The 16,645-nt window shown below is 45.1% G+C and carries 17 protein-coding genes; 12 read left to right on the forward strand and 5 right to left on the reverse strand.

Annotation, left to right across the window (positions count from 1 at the left end; all coding sequences use genetic code 11):
• Window positions 1–915 (forward strand): glutamate biosynthesis transcriptional regulator GltC, encoded by a 915-nt coding sequence (gltC, locus tag L1028_RS16195; protein WP_042186843.1) that lies wholly within the window; start codon window positions 1–3, stop codon window positions 913–915.
• 32 nt (window positions 916–947) lie between these two features.
• Here the strand turns inward: gltC and L1028_RS16200 are convergent, their stop codons facing one another.
• Both L1028_RS16200 and L1028_RS16205 read right to left on the reverse strand, forming a co-directional pair.
• Window positions 948–1,619 carry a zinc metallopeptidase gene (locus L1028_RS16200; protein WP_234535526.1) on the reverse strand — a complete coding sequence of 224 codons (672 nt, stop codon included), beginning with the start codon at window positions 1,617–1,619 and terminating at the stop codon, window positions 948–950.
• Window positions 1,620–1,654: 35 nt separating this feature from the next.
• Window positions 1,655–2,089 (reverse strand): MerR family transcriptional regulator, encoded by a 435-nt coding sequence (locus tag L1028_RS16205; protein WP_042186848.1) that lies wholly within the window; start codon window positions 2,087–2,089, stop codon window positions 1,655–1,657.
• A gap of 545 nt (window positions 2,090–2,634) precedes the next feature.
• Between L1028_RS16205 and L1028_RS16210 the strand changes: the two genes are divergently transcribed.
• Genes L1028_RS16210 through L1028_RS16220 form a run of 3 tightly spaced genes read left to right on the forward strand, consistent with a single transcriptional unit; the run spans window position 2,635 to window position 5,889 of the window.
• On the forward strand, window positions 2,635–4,029 hold the full coding sequence (locus L1028_RS16210) for an ammonium transporter (RefSeq protein WP_234535527.1): 1,395 nt from the start codon (window positions 2,635–2,637) through the stop codon (window positions 4,027–4,029).
• A gap of 40 nt (window positions 4,030–4,069) precedes the next feature.
• Window positions 4,070–5,143 carry a DUF294 nucleotidyltransferase-like domain-containing protein gene (locus tag L1028_RS16215; RefSeq protein ID WP_234535598.1) on the forward strand — a complete coding sequence of 358 codons (1,074 nt, stop codon included), beginning with the start codon at window positions 4,070–4,072 and terminating at the stop codon, window positions 5,141–5,143.
• Window positions 5,140–5,889, forward strand: coding sequence for an exonuclease domain-containing protein (locus tag L1028_RS16220; protein ID WP_234535528.1), 750 nt, complete (start codon window positions 5,140–5,142; stop codon window positions 5,887–5,889). Before L1028_RS16215 ends, L1028_RS16220 begins: the two co-directional genes overlap by 4 nt.
• On the opposite strand, the gene L1028_RS16225 is transcribed toward L1028_RS16220, so the two are convergent.
• Window positions 5,871–6,353, reverse strand: coding sequence for a M67 family metallopeptidase (locus tag L1028_RS16225; RefSeq protein WP_234535529.1), 483 nt, complete (start codon window positions 6,351–6,353; stop codon window positions 5,871–5,873). The genes L1028_RS16220 and L1028_RS16225 overlap by 19 nt on opposite strands.
• 195 nt (window positions 6,354–6,548) lie before the next feature.
• Here L1028_RS16225 and L1028_RS16230 point away from each other — a divergent pair, with 195 nt between their 5' ends.
• On the forward strand, window positions 6,549–7,112 hold the full coding sequence (locus L1028_RS16230; protein ID WP_234535530.1) for a TlpA family protein disulfide reductase: 564 nt from the start codon (window positions 6,549–6,551) through the stop codon (window positions 7,110–7,112).
• A 92-nt stretch (window positions 7,113–7,204) separates the two neighbouring features.
• Here the strand turns inward: L1028_RS16230 and cimA are convergent, their stop codons facing one another.
• On the reverse strand, window positions 7,205–8,824 hold the full coding sequence (cimA, locus tag L1028_RS16235) for a citramalate synthase (protein ID WP_234535531.1): 1,620 nt from the start codon (window positions 8,822–8,824) through the stop codon (window positions 7,205–7,207).
• A 179-nt stretch (window positions 8,825–9,003) separates the two neighbouring features.
• On the opposite strand from cimA, the gene L1028_RS16240 reads away from it, so the two are divergent.
• The 3 genes from L1028_RS16240 (at window position 9,004) to L1028_RS16250 (ending at window position 12,297) form a co-directional block, all read left to right on the forward strand.
• Entirely contained in the window at window positions 9,004–10,335 is a 1,332-nt protein-coding gene (locus L1028_RS16240; protein ID WP_423803052.1) for a DNA polymerase IV, read from the forward strand.
• 150 nt (window positions 10,336–10,485) lie between these two features.
• Window positions 10,486–10,728, forward strand: a complete 243-nt coding sequence (locus L1028_RS16245) for a ferredoxin (protein ID WP_060624367.1) — start codon at window positions 10,486–10,488, stop codon at window positions 10,726–10,728.
• Between the two features lie 135 nt (window positions 10,729–10,863).
• Window positions 10,864–12,297, forward strand: a complete 1,434-nt coding sequence (locus L1028_RS16250; RefSeq protein ID WP_234535532.1) for a L,D-transpeptidase — start codon at window positions 10,864–10,866, stop codon at window positions 12,295–12,297.
• Here L1028_RS16250 and L1028_RS16255 read toward each other — a convergent pair.
• A complete protein-coding gene (locus L1028_RS16255) occupies window positions 12,294–12,431 on the reverse strand; it encodes a hypothetical protein (protein ID WP_167348489.1) in 138 nt (45 codons plus the stop codon). The two genes, L1028_RS16250 and L1028_RS16255, sit on opposite strands and share 4 nt — an antisense overlap.
• A gap of 211 nt (window positions 12,432–12,642) precedes the next feature.
• Here L1028_RS16255 and L1028_RS16260 point away from each other — a divergent pair, with 211 nt between their 5' ends.
• From L1028_RS16260 to L1028_RS16275, 4 genes are all read left to right on the forward strand, one after another.
• The gene (locus L1028_RS16260; RefSeq protein WP_234535533.1) at window positions 12,643–13,737 is read left to right on the forward strand and encodes a quinone-dependent dihydroorotate dehydrogenase; all 1,095 of its coding nucleotides are present in this window, start codon (window positions 12,643–12,645) and stop codon (window positions 13,735–13,737) included.
• 30 nt (window positions 13,738–13,767) lie between these two features.
• A complete protein-coding gene (yjbM, locus tag L1028_RS16265; RefSeq protein ID WP_042126350.1) occupies window positions 13,768–14,580 on the forward strand; it encodes a GTP diphosphokinase in 813 nt (270 codons plus the stop codon).
• On the forward strand, window positions 14,570–15,022 hold the full coding sequence (locus tag L1028_RS16270) for a DUF309 domain-containing protein (protein WP_234535534.1): 453 nt from the start codon (window positions 14,570–14,572) through the stop codon (window positions 15,020–15,022). The genes yjbM and L1028_RS16270 overlap by 11 nt, the downstream gene beginning before the upstream one ends.
• Window positions 15,023–15,124: 102 nt before the next feature.
• A complete protein-coding gene (locus L1028_RS16275) occupies window positions 15,125–16,645 on the forward strand; it encodes an RsmB/NOP family class I SAM-dependent RNA methyltransferase (protein WP_234535535.1) in 1,521 nt (506 codons plus the stop codon).

A 16,645-nucleotide genomic window follows, 5' to 3' on the forward strand; every position in this document is an offset into this window, starting at 1 on the left:
GTGGAGCTAAGACAGCTGCAATATTTTCTAAAGGTAGCCCAAAAAGAACATGTAACAAGAGCGGCGGAGGAACTTCATGTAGCGCAGTCTGCGGTAAGCCGTCAGATTCATCAATTGGAGCAAGAGCTTGGGGTTGACTTGTTCATGCAAAAAGGGCGTAATTTGCAGCTTACGCCGGTTGGACAGCTCTTTTGCAAGCGGGTGGATAGTATTCTTAAAGAATTGGAACATTCGGTAAATGAAGTGCATGAATTTCTAGATCCGGAACGTGGAGAGATTCGTATAGGGTTTCCTCACAGTCTTGGAACGCATCTTATCCCGACTATCGTTGCAGAATTCCGCCAGCACTATCCCCATGTCAAGTTTCGTTTTAAGCAGGGGTCTTACCCTTCGTTGATAAAGGATGTATTATCCGGAGAGGTGGATTTAACATTTATTTCGCCATTTCCGGAAAATGATGAGCATGTCTCTGGAGATATTGTTATGACTGAAGAGTTATTTGCAATACTTCCTCAGAATCATCAGCTGGCAGGAGAATCTGAGATCCGACTGGAACAGCTTCAAAATGAAAAGTTTGTTCTATTCAGTCAAGGTTATTCTTTGAGACCGATCGTTTGGCAAGCGTGCTTGCAGGCGGGATTTCAGCCGCAGATTGCATTCGAAGGTGGGGAGACTGATACCATACGTGGTTTAGTGGCGGCAGGGATGGGTGTAAGCCTTCTTCCGGAGATGGCGTTCTATCAGACGAATCCTCTCCAGCCAGCTCAAGTAAGGGTTGTGGAGCCTGCTGTGACGAGGACGGTTGGTTTGATTTACCGAACAGATAGTAAGTTGCCGCTGGTTGCACGTTCGTTTCGGACTTTTTTGATATCCTATTTTAAAGCGAGGCAAAATAATACCCCGGTCGGCTCTTAGCCTTCCGGGGTATTGTTTTGTTGTACTTTGTATTAGTCGCGGTTACCTAAAAAGACGATAATCAAACGAAGCAGTTCGAGTAAGGAGACTAGCGCGGCGGCAACGTATGTTAATGCAGCTGCGTTTAGGACTTTGGCTACTCCGCGTTCCTCTTCGTTACGAATGTAGCCTTGCTCTACCATGACTTGACGTGCCCGGTTGCTGGCATTGAACTCAACTGGGAGTGTCACAAGCTGGAAGGCAACAGCGGCCGAGAAGAAAATGATACCAAGGCCTACAAGATTAAAGTAACCGAATATAAATCCTGCCATAAGCATGAATGGTGCTATACCTGATGCAAAATTAACTACCGGGAACATCCGGTGACGTAGTGTTAACATAGGATAGCTTACTTTATGCTGAATGGCGTGACCCACTTCGTGACAAGCGACTGAGACTGCTGCGATAGAACTCTCATAATAAACAGGCTCTGATAAGCGTACAACTCTGTGAATCGGATCATAATGGTCAGAAAGCGTACCTCTTACAGGCTCAATCGGAACATCGTGAAGTCCATTTGCGTCGAGCATACGTCTAGCTGCTTCATATCCTGTCAGACCGTTTAAGTTGGCCACCTTGGACCATTTGCTGAATGTCCCTTTAACTCTGAACTGGGCCCATAATGAAAAAATAAAGGCGATAATTACTAATAGATACATTCCCATAGCTGCATTCCTCCACTGTATTGTAAATAGGGTATTTACATTGGCGGTCCTTGCGTAAGCAATAGAAGCCGAATCGCCTCCATGCAGGCCACTCCTTGTGGGAGTAAGTTAGAGAGCGCGCGTCTGGCCTGTCCCGGCTTCAGACCGCTTATAATTGGTTCAAGTGCCTTTACTTCACGTTCTAGTCGTTGCATATGCTGCTCAAGCTCGACTAATTTATCAGATACGTCAGTTTCAGGAGTAGCCTCGCTCCATTTGCTCATCATGGATTTGATTTCTTCCAATGAATACTTGTCATGCTTTAATTGATTAATACGTTCTAAGTCGACCAAGGTTTCATGACTGTACAGTCGGTAATTTTTGGTGCTTCTTGACTCTGGGGAGATTAACCCCAATTTCGTGTAATAATCTATGGTGCGCTCACTGATGTGAGCAGCCTTAGCTAATTCTCCAATTCGATATAGAATCATATCCCCATGCTACCTCGCCTCACTAATCGAATTCGACTGTCCATAAAGAGTAGTCGTCTCCTATATTGGTGGTTTCTATTATGCTATCTGTAATGATAACAAACTGGAAACCATACAGTCAAACGTCATACTTTCATAAAGTATATGCATTAAAGAGAGGTTAATTCATGAAAGGAAATGCGTTGTTTATATACAATACACTCAAACTCCATGTGATATCAAATTTGAACCGATTATGTTTATTAATAAAGCATGACTATAAACATGACATCATATGTTATGTTTGTTGTAGGATCAATAAGAAGAATTCCATAAAAAATTAATATTAGAGCGGATGTTCACGTAGTTATTTCAATGGATTCTTAGCTGCGTGGGCCTGGAGTATTGAAATAGTCCAAGCGTAATATGGGGATTTTGTGGGCTTGATGGAAAATAAAATAAAAACATTCCCCAAAATAGTCTTGTTAATTTACCTGACTTCTGATTATAATGACATTAAGAATTTCATGTTTTGTTAGAAAATATAACATTGGGGAGTGGGGAAAATGAAAAAGAAATGGTTGATGATTTTACTGGCCATGATTACGCTGATGGTTTATCCAGTAAGTGCTTTTGCGGCAGAAGGTCCAACAAATGCAGATTTGCAGGTCGGATTGGATACCGCTTTTACCTTCCTGGCATTCATCTTAGTTTTCTTTATGCAAGCAGGGTTCGCGATGCTTGAAGCAGGATCAGTTCGAATGAAGAATGCAGGTCACGTAGCTGGTAAGACGGTACTGACACTAGCTATTGCGAGTGTGTGTTTCTGGGCCGTAGGCTTTGGACTTGGCTTCGGTAACGGTAATGGCTTCTTCGGTACTACAGGCTTCTTGTATGGCGGAGATTCAGCAGCAGCTTCATTTGAATCACTTGCATTTTCTGATGTTACTTTAAATGTTAAATTCTTGTTCCAATTGGCGTTTGCAGCAGTTTCCTTAGCTATCGTATCTGGAGGCATGGCAGAACGTGCAAAGATAAGTGTGTACATTATATTCGGAATTTTATTCTCAATCGTAATTTATCCTGTCGTAGCGCACTGGGTATGGGGCGGCGGCTGGTTGGCTGAGCTGGGAATGCAAGATTATGCAGGTTCCACGGTTGTCCATCTTACAGGTGCCACTGCAGCGGTTGTAGCAACCATATTGCTAAAACCACGACTTGGTAAGTTTAATAAAGAAGGTAAACCTGTCATTATTCCAGGTCATAACCAAGTATTTACTGTACTCGGTGTGATTATCCTCTGGTTTGGTTGGTTCGGATTCAATCCAGGTAGTGCTTTGTCCCCAATGGGAGGTTTCTTCGGTCACGTAGCATTAACCACGAATATCGCAGCAGCAGCAGGTGGTTTGGCGGCATTAATTACTTCTTGGTTGTATTTTGGTAAATCAGATATTCCAGCAATGCTGAATGGTGTTCTAGCTGCACTGGTTGCGATCACTGGTGCATGTGCTTACGTTGAACCATGGGCAGCGATCATTATTGGTTTAGTAGCGGGTGGGTTCACATTCATGACTTCTCAATGGCTGGAACGTGCAGGACTCGACGATCCAATCTATGCTTTCTCGGTACATGGTATTGCGGGAATGTGGGGCGCGGTTTCCACGGGCCTATTCGCTGCACCGGATCTTATTACTAAAGGTGCTTTGGTAGGGGAAGCCGGATTGTTCTACGGTGGGGGTTTCCACCAGCTGGGTGTTCAAGTGCTTGGGGTAGTAGGAACATTTGCTTTCGTAGCCGTGCTTTCTTTCATTATCTTATATGTAATGAAGGTAACAACAGGACTTCGTGTTACGGAAGAAGAAGAATTGATGGGTCTGGATATCAGTGAGCATGGTACTTACGGATACCCTGAACAAATGAAATTAATCGCAGAATCGGAATCCAAAACCCTTAAACAATAATATGAATCCTGAGAATAGGGAGGCGGACCGTGTGGCTTCGATGGAGTTAACGGATGGGTATGATGAAGAATGCTTTAGGACCATCGTTTTAGCCGGTTCGCCACAGGAACTTAGGGAGAGGCGAATTGCCTGCCAAAGTATTCTACTGGAACAGTTGAATGTAATTCCGATTGAGGAATGGATGTTTCGCGTGAATACAATGCATGATCTTATTGCAGAGACTGCAGTACTAATATGTGAGGCGCAGATGAAAGAGGCGGGCTATGGCCCGCCTCCCTGTACTTATTCCTTTATTGTGTTTGGCAGTAGTGGAAGGCAAGAAGCCACACTGTGGAGCGATCAGGATAATGGTTTGATCGTTGAGGGTGAACCGGATGGGGAGAAGAATAGATACTTTGAATTTTTTGGAATAATGTTATCCGATCTGCTTGAAGAAGTAGGGTATGAGAAATGTGCAGGCAAGGTAATGTGCTCCCAAGGGATGTGGAGGAAGACGTTATCGGAATGGAAGGAGCAGCTGAAGGAATGGAGAACCCAGTTGGAATGGGAGCCGATTCGGTATCTTATCATTTCTTCAGATATGCGCCATGTTGCGGGAAGTACGGAGTTATCAGCATTGTGGCAAAAGGCTTTCTATGAGGGTTTTATTGACAATGAGGAGTTGTCTGTGGCTGTTCTTCGTAATACAGTCCGCCATAAAGCGACTTTAAATCTGCTGGGACAGGTGTTGACAGAGCGCTTTGGGGATTATGCAGGTGGATTTGATATTAAGTATGGAGTCTATATCCCGCTCGTGAACATTGTTAGACGCTTATCGTTATTGCATCGTATTAGAGCTAGCTCGACCTTAGAGCGAATTGAAGAGCTTGAAAGACTTCACAAATATCAACATTTGGATGATATTCAGCGGGCTTTCTTGTTGGCGATGCGGATGCGGGTGAACACGCCCTTTAGTGTCCAGAATGGCTTGTTAATCAGCAGTGATTATATTGCTGAGAGTGAACTGAAGAATAAGCAGCTATTGTCTGAGCTGCGTGAAAGTCTGCTGCTTGTTAGACGCCTTCATCGGGCGTTGCAGCGTCAGCTCCGCTCAGCGGAAAGGTGGCGAACATGAGGGAGCCAAACAAGAATGGAGGATTCTGGAACAACCTGAGACAAGGTGGAATGCCGTCGGCAATCGCTTCGATGAGAGGGGGAGAAGCTGCTCATCAGACTGCGCAGCAAATGGCCTATATCCGATCTCTCATGCGTGAGAAGCGTCGCCCTGAGGTGCTGCGTACTCCTCTGTCTGAACTGGAGACGGTTATATTTGATTTAGAGACGACGGGATTTTCTCATCAGCATGGAGATGAAATTATGTCGTTTGGTGCAATTAAGGTGGTTGGAGAGGAAATTAAGGAAGATGAATGCTTTTACACCTTGGTGAATTGTCAGACAGCAATTCCAGAAGATATTACGAGGTTAACAGGGATAACGGAAGAAATGACTGGGTCCGCCCCTTCCTTAATTGATGGCCTTCATAATTTCATGTCATTTGTGGGGCAAAATGTGCTAGTGGCACATGCAAGCTCGCATGATAAAGCTTTTCTTAATGCCGCGCTGTGGAGAACTTCTAAAGTTCAGCTTACACACCGGGTGCTGGACACGATGATGCTTGCACGTTGGCTCGAGCCGCAGCGAAATAACTATACACTCGATGAACTGTTATTTGTCCATGAAATTCCGATTCATGGACGTCACAATGCATTAGAAGATGCCAAAATGACAGCCCAGCTGTGGGTGGCTTATCTTCGCGAAATTTCGGAGCGTGGCCAAGTAGATACCTTAGGCGATTTATATGCTTATTTAAGTAGAACATGAAGCGGAGCTTGAGATAGTTCAGGGAAAGGGAAAGATGTTCCTTGTTCATTTGAATACCGCTCAATATAAAAACCATTCAGAAATGGAGAGCAGCCAACTTCGGTTCTGGGAGAACCAATAAGGTAGACCTTAAATTCAGGTCCTAGTGCTGCTAATCCTTTATAATCGGCAACCGAAGGTATAGGTTCTGAATTTGGGTGGGAATGAAATAAACCGATGAGTGTCGGCTCATTGTAAAGAACATGAATCCACTCTTCAGGGTGGGGAGTGAATGTGTGCAATGGGTCTGGCGCTACGTTGCGCATAGGTACGTAAGTATCGATGAGCATGCCACCCGCTGCGGCAGCACCCAGCAGGACTCCGCATGCTTCATGCGGGTAACTGGACAGCAAGTGCTTCCCCAGTGCTTGCTGTACGGAATATTTCAGTCTTATAGGCTGGACATTTCCCTGTAATGCTGCCATTTGTTCACCCCTCTCTCTTCATTAGGGTTTCGTCGCTGACGAAACCCTCTTTTTTTGAACGAAATTATGTGTACGAGTACGAGTTTCCCGTTATACATAATTTATTGTTTTTCTTAAAAAATGGATGGTTTGAAATTGAAGTTAATGAGGGTACAATAGTAGAAAACTATTCCATTCGAAAAGGAACAGATCCCTATGAAAGCAGTAAGTAAATTGAATATCACGATAGTGATTCTTATTGTATGTGTAGCTGTGTTTGCGGTGTGGCATAATCGTGAGCCGGAGGCTACCGCTGTTTTTGGACAACAAGATGAGCCGCCAATGAAAATAGGACCTAAGGCCGGACTGCTCGCTCCTTCATTTTCACTCCAAGGAACGGACGGGACTACATATGTAGTTAACGGACCACGAGAGAAGGCAGTCCTCGTTAATTTCTGGGCTTCATGGTGTGATCCTTGCAAGGAGGAAGCTCCGGAGCTTAACACCATGGCGACTAAGTATAAGGATGTTCTAGATATTTACGGTATTAATGTGAGTAGTCAGGATTATAAACCCAATGCAGAACGTTTTATTAAGAAATACGGTCTTGTGTTCCCGGTTATGTTTGATGTGAAAGATGAGGTGTACAGTAAATATAACGGAGCTGTATTTCCTACCAATGTACTTATTGACAAGAATGGAGTGATCTCAGAGATTATTCTGGGCATTCTTAGTCCGGAAGAGCTGGAGAAAAAAATTATCAAGCTTACCGAATCATAAAGGATCTACTCCAAAGAATAAAAGGCCCCCTTCATTACAGTTAACTGTTGAAGGGGGTTCTTCGTCATATGAATGCTTATGAAAGGTATGAATTAATGATTTACCAGGCCTCTAGGTTCATTACTTCCAGACTTTTCATTTTCCAGCAAGAGTTGATTCAGAAGTGCGTAGCGCATACTGTCAACAAGTGCTTCCCAACTGGCTTCAATGACGTTACTGGAGACGCCAACCGTACTCCAAGTGTCTGTGAAGTTCTTGGATTCAATCAATACCCGTACTTTCGCAGCAGTCTGATCCTGTTCATCTATAACACGGACTTTATAGTCGGATAGATGCATTTCCTTCAATTGCGGGAAGTAGGTCTGCAGCGCTTTACGAAGAGCGTTGTCGAGTGCATTGACCGGACCGTTACCTTCAGCAGCGGTATAAAGGTTCTCATTGCCAACCTTCAGTTTAACGAAGGCTTCAGATACAACTGGATGCTCTGCGGTTTTTTCGACTAACATCTTGAAGGATTCAAAGGTAAAGGTTTCATTCATCTCGCCAGTAGCTTCCCGAAGCAATAGCTCCAGCGAGGCATCGGCACCTTCGAATTGATACCCCTGATGCTCCATCGTTTTGATTTTCTCGATCACCCGACGAGCTTGCTCGCTGCTTGGATCCAAATTCAAACCCATATCTTGCGCCTTGGAGAGCACATTGCTCTGTCCAGCCAGTTCAGAGACGAGCACACGTTGTTTATTCCCTACAAGCTCGGGAGCGATGTGCTCATAGGTCCGTGAATCACGCATGATAGCGGAGACATGGATTCCACCTTTGTGTGCGAAAGCTGCATTTCCGACATAAGGTTGATTTACCGGCAGATTAACATTGGCAACTTCACTAATATAGCGTGCTGTGTTCGTAAGCTGCGGTAATGAATCACCAGAAATACAGTGGTATCCCATTTTGAGCTGAAGGGTAGGGATGATGGAACATAGGTTGGCATTGCCGCATCGTTCACCGTAACCATTAATGGTACCTTGAATTTGCCGTGCTCCAGCACCGATGGCGCTAAGTGTATTAGCTACCGCCAGCTCACAGTCATTGTGAGTGTGAATTCCAAGATTTGCTCCAGGTAGCTGCCCCGTCAGAGCGGTAACAATCTCATGAATTTCAAAAGGTAATGTTCCACCGTTGGTATCGCACATTACAAGCCAATCTGCTCCGGCTTCCCGGGCTTTGGACAGAACGGCTGCTGCATATTCAGGATTGTTCTTGTAACCATCAAAGAAATGCTCGGCATCAAAGATCACTTCAAGGCCTTTGCGTTTCAAGTAGGATATGGAGTCGCCAATCATGGCGAGATTCTCCTCAAGCGTAGTCTGTAATGCAGTGTGTACATGAAAATCCCAAGATTTCCCGACGAGTGTAGCAGCAGGAACGCCTGCATCAATCATACGTTTTAAATTGTCATCGTTTTCGGCCAAGGAATTCTTCCGCCGTGTGCTGCCGAACGCTGTGATTTTGGCGTTCAGATGAAGCTCCTTGACTCTTTTGAAAAATTCAATGTCTTTATTGTTGCTTCCCGGGATGCCACCTTCAATATAGTGCACACCCAGATCATCGAGCTTCTTGGCAATCTTCAGCTTGTCGTCAGCCGACAGACTGATGCCTTCACCTTGGGTGCCGTCGCGTAATGTAGTATCGAAGATGGAGATGGACTTAGACATGAGTGTCCTCCTAAAAGTTTTGTAAGCTTCGTCTTCCGGATTCACTTCGTGCAAAACTCACATCGGAAGCATTGGCAAGGGAAATGAATTTATATATTATAGCATTTTTACGCGGGAATGTAACAAAGAACTTTACAGCCTCTTAAGTTGACCTAACCGCAGCGGAGAGGTATTCTAAATTGGACAATAGAGACCCTGAGGATAAGAAGGTAGATATTGTGCAGAATGTTGATCAGTATTATCCAACGAGTGGCAGGGTTATCCTGCATGTGGATATGAATGCTTTTTATTGCTCGGTACATGAGGCAGAAGATCCTGACCAATTCAGAGGTAAGGCTACTGCGGTTGCGGGTAGCGTTGAATTACGGAAAGGGATTATTGTTACTTGTTCGTATGTCGCCCGCAGATTGGGGATCTCGACGGGTATGCAGGTTCAGAAGGCGCTTCGTATTTGTCCATCGCTCATCGTTATTAAGCCGGACTTCCATTTATACCGCAAATATTCTAATGCGTTTATGCAGATTGCTTATAGCTATACACCATTATTGGAAGCAGTGTCGATAGATGAATGTTACTTAGATGTAACTGGCTCCAGGCAATTCGGTACGCCTATGGAAATTGCGGAAACCATTCAGCGCCGTATAATGGAAGAATTGGGCTTGCCATGCTCCGTTGGTATTGCTCCAAATAAGCTCCTGGCGAAGATGGCTTCGGATTTAAAAAAGCCAAATGGTATTTCGGTGCTACGGCTGCGTGATGTACCTAAGATTTTATGGGACAAGCCATGTAATGAAATGTTCGGTATCGGTGGAAAAACGGCAGAGAAGCTCCGTAAGCTTGGAATTTACAGCATTGGACAATTAGCGGCGTCTGATGAGAAAATGCTGGTTGAGAATTTTGGAGTTATGGGCTCATGGCTAAAACGTGCAGGGAACGGAATCGATCATGGGATAGTAAATCCTGAGCGGGAGCAAAGTAAGTCGATCGGACACACCACTACACTGCCGCGGGATGTTATTGGCCTTGCTGAGGTACGCCCCATTTTGCTGAATCTAAGTGATCAGGTAGCACGGCGCTTGCGGAAGCAAGGGCTTGTGGCTTCGGGTGTACAGCTTACCATCCGGACGCCGGATATGAAGACCATTACTCGTTCGCGGCAGCTTGAGGCGCCTTCAGAGAGTGGAGAAGATATCTACAAGTCTGTCTGTGATCTTTATGTTCGACATTGGAATGGGGAGAAGCCCGTTCGACTGCTTGGTGTGACCTTGCAAGGATTAATCGCTAAAGAGGATTCTGCAATTCAGCTGGATTTGTTCGATTACGAACAGCAGCCTAAGAAAGAGTCACTGACCAAGGCCATGGATATGCTTCGCAATAAGTTTGGTGAAAATGCAGTTTTGACCGCTGGGATGTTAAGTGACTCCCATTCTGCAAGGCTCCGTAATCATAAGGAACGAGGCACCTCACTGCAAAAGGATAATCTGTTGTCTGTTGAGTCAGATAAAGATTGATAAAACGTGTCGAAATTGATACTATAGAATGCGTCAGAAATGCAAACGTATAGAAAATCAATTGAAATTGTATTCTTTTTATATTAATATGAGAAAAATAAGACGCTGGTTCAACAGCGCAGTATTGCTTAACAGGAGGCAGAGAAAAAAATGGCTAAGTACACTTGGGTCGAAAAAGACACTTGTATCGCTTGTGGTGCATGTGGCGCAACGGCTCCTGATATTTTTGATTACGATGATGAAGGTTTGGCAGAAGTTATTTACGAAAATGACAAAAACTGCGGTGTGACAGCGATTCCGGACGATTTGTTTGATGATCTCCAAGATTCCTGTGATGGTTGCCCAACCGACTCCATTAAAATTGCGGACGAACCTTTTAATAAAGAAGGTTAATTACTCGATAAAGAGTAACGTGCGACACCAGATAAAGACATCTTCTGCGAACATTTTGTTCGGCCAGGGATGTCTTTTTTGCTATGTCTGACCGATATTAATAAAGGTAGGAATTATAAACTCTCGGAGGTTCCGATGAAGAACTCACAGCACCTCAAAGCATATGTACAGATGCACCCAGATAACAAAATGGCATGGTACTTGCTGGGGAAGGAATACAATAAGAACGGTCAACATGGAAAAGCTAACTATTGCTTCAATCAGGCTGGTGAAGTGTATGAGGCATTCGAGCACAGTAAGGTACCTGCTGAAATGCTGCGCGAATACGAAGATGGATTGCTGCAAGCGAGTCGCCAGCGTGAGCGCGGCCAACAAAGATTGAGATACATATCACTAGTGTTAATGTTTCTTTTACTGTTGATTGTACCTTCAGCAGTGGCTCCGGGGATCGGCGTTACAGGAGAACAAGAAGTCCTTCAAGACACGGCAGCTTCTGAAGCCAAAGATCTGCCAGATCCAAAAGACTCTGTCCAAGAGCCTGTTGTTGAGGCGAAAAAAGTGATGTATACAGCGCAAGAGAATGCAGCTGCGGCTTCGCAAGGGAAGTTAATGGCGAAAATGCTAATGCGTAAAGAACCTTTTGAAGCTGCTGCGTTAGGGATGGAGCGAGAGGGAAAGTGGCTGTTCTGGAAAGAGAAGCTTCCGCTAAATTTCACACTGCAAAAGAATGGAAAGGGACGGATGGTGTATCAGTCTTACGATCCTAAGGTATGTGCATGTGAGCCGCCAGAGCAAGGGCAACTCGCCAAGGATGGAGTTGAATGGCAGGGTGACCAAGAGGAACTTGCCACACTATGGAGTGCAATCCAGGCTTATCAAGATGCTAAAGGGAAGCTTCCAGATACATTAGCGGATTTGACGGGATCTTTTCCTGAGAACTGGATAGGTGGGACGACAACCGTCATGAAGCGGGAATTCAGCCCTCTTAAAGCGGTGGCTAAGAACAAGATGGCACCTGGAACAGAAGACAAAGCGGAGCCTTCAAGCTCATCTAACGATGGTGTGAGGCGTATACCGACAGCATTAAGTGTGAGTGGAAGTGTTACGAGTGACGTTCCTTTTTTTGATCAGCCGCTAAGGGTCGTTGTGGATAAACAAAATCACCGATTGGCGGTAGTCAGCGGTTCTATTATTCTACGAAACTATGCGGTAGGACTTGGCGGAGATAAGACACCGGAGGGCAACTTCGTGATTACAGATAAAGTAGTCAATCCAAATGGTCGAGATGATGGGGATTTCGGTAGCAGAGGGCTTCAGCTTTCGGACAGTAATTATGCTATTCACGGCACGAATGAGCCTGACAGTGTTGGTAAGGATGAATCCCTTGGATGTATTCGAATGGGCCGAGAAGATGTAGAGGAGCTCTTCGCGCTGATTCCTAAAGGTACAACAGTAGTGATTAGTAGAGGGGTTCTGCCTGAAAAGCAGCTTGTGCCGGCTAAACGCTTCAGCTCTACTGCTAAGCATGATCAGACCAACCCCCACAAAGTATACCACTGGCTGAATTAGTTTCCTGCAACGATAAACAGAACGATGATTAGAAGAATTAGTAAAGTTAAACTGACGCCGATCCACATTAGCGCTTTACGGTTAACTTCTTCTTTCTTTTGCTGCAAAGTTGGTGGTTTACGTTTAGTAGACATACTGGGCATACCTTCTTTCTCTCTTAATCGCTGATTACACCTATATTGTAATGCGTTTACAAGAAAATTACTATACTCTGCGTTATGTACTCAACATACTCGGACTGTAAAATACTTTTCTTTTGTTCAAGAAAAGGCTAAAATTAAGAAGAAACCTACAGAAACGGGTAGACACGTGGATTTGTGAAGTACCCCTTAAGGAGCGAGAACGGTGTTGTATCGTAATTTTGGTAAACCAATTTTTTTCAAGATTGATCCCGAGAAGGCTCACCATCTCGTCATAGGTGGATTGGATAAATCGTCATCAGTGCCGGGTGGAAGCGCGGCGCTACGTTTAATGTACGGAGTTCCTGAAACGGCGGATTTAGCGGTTGATCTGTTCGGAACGCATTTCCCGACACCAGTTGGACTTGCTGCAGGTTTAGATAAAAATGCCGAAGCCGTAGTCGGATTCTCTTCGATCGGGTTTGGATTTATGGAAGTGGGCACGGTTACCCCTAAGGGTCAACCGGGTAATGATAGCCCTCGTTTGTTCCGTCTTCCTTCGGATGAAGCGCTGATTAATCGAATGGGCTTCAATAACGAAGGGGCTGATGCTATGGCACAGCGTCTGAAGAAATTAAAGAATCGGAGAATTCCAATAGCAGTTAATATTGGACGGAATAAGATAACTAGTAATGAAGCGGCTCATGAAGACTATCGTCAGTGCATCCGTACGCTTTATCCGTACGGTGATTTTTTTGTGGTCAATATCAGCTCGCCGAATACACCCGGTCTGCGCAGTCTCCAGCATGGCAGTGAATTGTCGTTCCTGCTAGCTCAGGTGAAGGAAGAAATGGAGATTCAGCGTAAAGCTACCGGTATTACCAGAAGCTTGTTGGTTAAGATAGCACCAGACGTAAGTGACACGGAGCTGGAGTATATGGTTCAGACGCTGACAGAAACTGGTATGGATGGTATTATTGCTACGAATACTACATTGAACCGTGATGGACTTAGTCATGAAAAGGCTAATGAGACGGGGGGCTTAAGCGGCAAGCCGCTACGCGACCGCTCAACGGAGATCATTCGCAGTATTTATCGCCAGACGGAAGGGAAAATGCCGATTATAGGATCAGGCGGTATTTTCACCAGTCAGGATGCGTATGACAAGATAAGAGCAGGTGCAAGTCTGGTCGAAATTTATACAGCTCTTATCTACGAAGGACCGGAGATTAACCGCAAATTGCATGCCGGATTACGGCAGCTTTTACGGCGGGATGGATTCAGTCATATCTCTGAAGCAGTGGGCGCTGATCATCACTGAAGGAGACGAAAGGACAGGAGGACGAAGGCGATGGACGGCAGGGACTGGGGAACTTTTTTACTTCCATATGAACAGACTGTGGAAGAATTGAAAGTTAAATTCAAAACAATGCGTTCGGAGTTGAAGAAAAGAGAGGAATACACGCCGATAGAATTCGTAACGGGGCGTGTAAAACGGCTGTCAAGCATTCTTGAAAAGGCTAAACGGCTGAATGTGAAGATGGAAGATCTGGAGACGGGGATTGAAGACATTGCAGGAATTCGGATCATGTGCCAATTCGTGGAGGATATCCGCAGAGTGGCCGAATATATCCGGGCCCGTAAGGATCTTGAAGTACTCTATGAGAAGGATTACATCACTAATTATAAAGAGAGCGGCTACCGCAGCTTCCATATGATTATTAAATATCCTGTGCAAACAGCGCTTGGCCAGAAAATTGTGCTCGCGGAGATCCAAATTCGTACGCTAGCTATGAATTTCTGGGCTACCATAGAGCATTCCCTGAACTATAAATATCGGGAGAGTCTACCCGATGAAATGCGTGTTCGACTAAAGACGGCAGCTGAAGCAGCATCGATCCTCGACAGTGAAATGTCCAGTATTCGGGAAGAGATTCTGGAAGCACAGAAGACATTCGAGGAAAACTCGAATATGACCACGCAGATTCTCAAGGCCATTCATCAATTGTATTTCTATCACTTGGTGAATGAAGCTATAGATACGCAGGCTCGCTTTAACGAAATATGGCAGGTTCAGGATATGGAAGCGATGAAGGAACTTCTGGATCATGTGCGGGGACTCCTTTCCGCAGCTAAAAAGGATAGTTTGCCGGATGGCTTATGAACCATTGTACTTGGAATACCTAGTGTACTTTAATCGTGACAGGGATTATTTCGAATGCCACGAGGTGCTCGAAGAACTGTGGCTTGCCCAGGAACGAGATCCTTTGTACAAAGCACTTCTCCAAGTAGCAGTAGGATTATACCATTTTCGCAATCAGAATGTGCGCGGTGCAGCTATTATGCTGAGTGGTTCTTCTGCCAAACTGGAAGAGTATCCAGCAGCGACACTCGGCATTAATCTGGCGAAACTCGTGGAGGAAGTGAAAGATTATGTTCGGCGCTTAGCATCATATGATGAGCGGCCATTTTCTTATTACGATCTAACCATAGAGATTATTGATCCAAGTCTAGCGGACCAAGTGGAGAATGCAGCTGTAGCTATCACACCGAATAACCCTCAACGACGTGGTCCTCAGAGACCGACATCCTTTCATCGTAAGTAAAAGATCCTCTATATATGAGTATTGTATAAGGGACACCCGTAGGGGTGTTCCTTGAATCTTTAAACACCTAAATTTTTGCAATACTATCAGGAGGACGGCATCATGGCGGCACAATTGCCCAGTTCTTTCAGCGAGCGTATGATGGACATGCTGGGAACAGATTATAATCAATTTGCGGATTCTTATAAGGAAACCCCATACGGGGGCGTCCGTGTTAACACCTTGAAGATTTCCGTGGAGAGTTTAAAGGCTCTTTCTACTTTAGGACTGGAACCCATTCCTTGGTGTCCGACAGGATTTTATACAGAGAATGGGGCTAGACCTGGTAAACATCCTCACTACCACGCAGGTTTGTATTACATTCAAGAGCCGAGTGCGATGGCACCTGTGGAATTGCTTAATATTGAACCAGGTGATCGTGTACTTGATTTATGTGCAGCCCCTGGAGGGAAATCTACGCAGATTTCTGCCAAGCTGTTAGGGGAAGGATTGCTGGTTAGTAATGATCTTCATCCAGAACGGACTAAAGCTCTAGCCAAAAATCTGGAGCTGTACGGGGTTCGTAATGGTATTGTACTGAACGAAAGTCCAGAGCATATCGCGGCTGCATTCCCGCTTTTTTTTGACAAGATCTTGATTGATGCTCCCTGCTCTGGTGAAGGGATGTTCCGTAAAGATGAAGACATGGTGAAGCAGTGGGATTCGGGTACACCTGCCAAATATGCATCCATGCAGCGGGATATTTTACGTTCTGCTGCAACAGCATTGGCACCGGGAGGTATACTTGTCTATTCGACCTGTACCTTTGCTACAGAAGAAAATGAGGAAATTATAGCGGAGTTTATTTCTGAACATCCACAATTCTCAGTGGTAACGGTAGGAGGTACAGGCTCATTTGCTCCTGGCTTCGGAGAACTCTCAGGTACAGCAAGACTGTGGCCGCATAAGGTGAAAGGCGAAGGACATTTCATGGCTGTACTACAACATGGGGGAATTAGGCTTTCAATGGAGGAACGTGATCACATAGAGGTCAAGTTAAATGAATCTGCAAGAACTACTGTTCCAAAAGGTGCAGCACACGTTAAATCATCCAATAAATCAGAAGGAAGACGGGGGAAAGAAGGGAAACCTTCTCACAAACCTACTGGTGGCGCTGACCGTGGTCGGCAAGTTTCAGGTGACGAGCAAGCTTTGACTGCGTATGGAAATTTTGTACGAGATCAGCTTGGGTGGGAACCTAAAGGATATCCGGTTCTGTTCGGTGACCATCTGTACATTTCTCCACTTCCTAAGGAAAGACTAAATGGATTAAAAACGATTCGTCCGGGATGGTATGTAGGACAAATCCGTAACGGAAGATTTATCCCGGGACATCCGATGGCTACAGCTTTGCATCCCGAAGAAAGCTGCCGAAGTGTATCACTCTCCAGTACGAATCATGAAGCTATTTCCTATCTTAAAGGAGAGACGTTGTCGATTTCTCAAGAACGTCTCTCTATTAGAATAGGAAGTGCCCAAAAGGGATACGTTCTGGTCTGCATTGATGGCTACAGCGCAGGCTGGGGTAAGTGGCAGGATGGTATACTCAAGAACGAATATCCCGCAGGCTGGAGGTGGATGTAA

Source organism: Paenibacillus pseudetheri, assembly GCF_924513355.1.
GTDB lineage: Bacteria > Bacillota > Bacilli > Paenibacillales > Paenibacillaceae > Paenibacillus_AQ > Paenibacillus_AQ pseudetheri.

Excerpts from the sequence above, each read along its gene's own strand:
- L1028_RS16225 (WP_234535529.1), bottom strand. The coding sequence starts at position 6,353 with ATGGCAGCATTACAGGGAAATGTCCAGCCTATAAGACTGAAATATTCC.
- L1028_RS16215 (WP_234535598.1), top strand. The coding sequence starts at position 4,070 with ATGGAGTTAACGGATGGGTATGATGAAGAATGCTTTAGGACCATCGTT.
- cimA (WP_234535531.1), bottom strand. The coding sequence starts at position 8,824 with ATGTCTAAGTCCATCTCCATCTTCGATACTACATTACGCGACGGCACC.
- L1028_RS16275 (WP_234535535.1), top strand. The coding sequence starts at position 15,125 with ATGGCGGCACAATTGCCCAGTTCTTTCAGCGAGCGTATGATGGACATG.
- yjbM (WP_042126350.1), top strand. The coding sequence starts at position 13,768 with ATGGACGGCAGGGACTGGGGAACTTTTTTACTTCCATATGAACAGACT.
- L1028_RS16250 (WP_234535532.1), top strand. The coding sequence starts at position 10,864 with ATGAAGAACTCACAGCACCTCAAAGCATATGTACAGATGCACCCAGAT.
- L1028_RS16210 (WP_234535527.1), top strand. The coding sequence starts at position 2,635 with ATGAAAAAGAAATGGTTGATGATTTTACTGGCCATGATTACGCTGATG.
- L1028_RS16205 (WP_042186848.1), bottom strand. The coding sequence starts at position 2,089 with ATGATTCTATATCGAATTGGAGAATTAGCTAAGGCTGCTCACATCAGT.
- L1028_RS16245 (WP_060624367.1), top strand. The coding sequence starts at position 10,486 with ATGGCTAAGTACACTTGGGTCGAAAAAGACACTTGTATCGCTTGTGGT.
- L1028_RS16270 (WP_234535534.1), top strand. The coding sequence starts at position 14,570 with ATGGCTTATGAACCATTGTACTTGGAATACCTAGTGTACTTTAATCGT.
- L1028_RS16200 (WP_234535526.1), bottom strand. The coding sequence starts at position 1,619 with ATGGGAATGTATCTATTAGTAATTATCGCCTTTATTTTTTCATTATGG.
- L1028_RS16220 (WP_234535528.1), top strand. The coding sequence starts at position 5,140 with ATGAGGGAGCCAAACAAGAATGGAGGATTCTGGAACAACCTGAGACAA.
- L1028_RS16255 (WP_167348489.1), bottom strand. The coding sequence starts at position 12,431 with ATGTCTACTAAACGTAAACCACCAACTTTGCAGCAAAAGAAAGAAGAA.
- L1028_RS16230 (WP_234535530.1), top strand. The coding sequence starts at position 6,549 with ATGAAAGCAGTAAGTAAATTGAATATCACGATAGTGATTCTTATTGTA.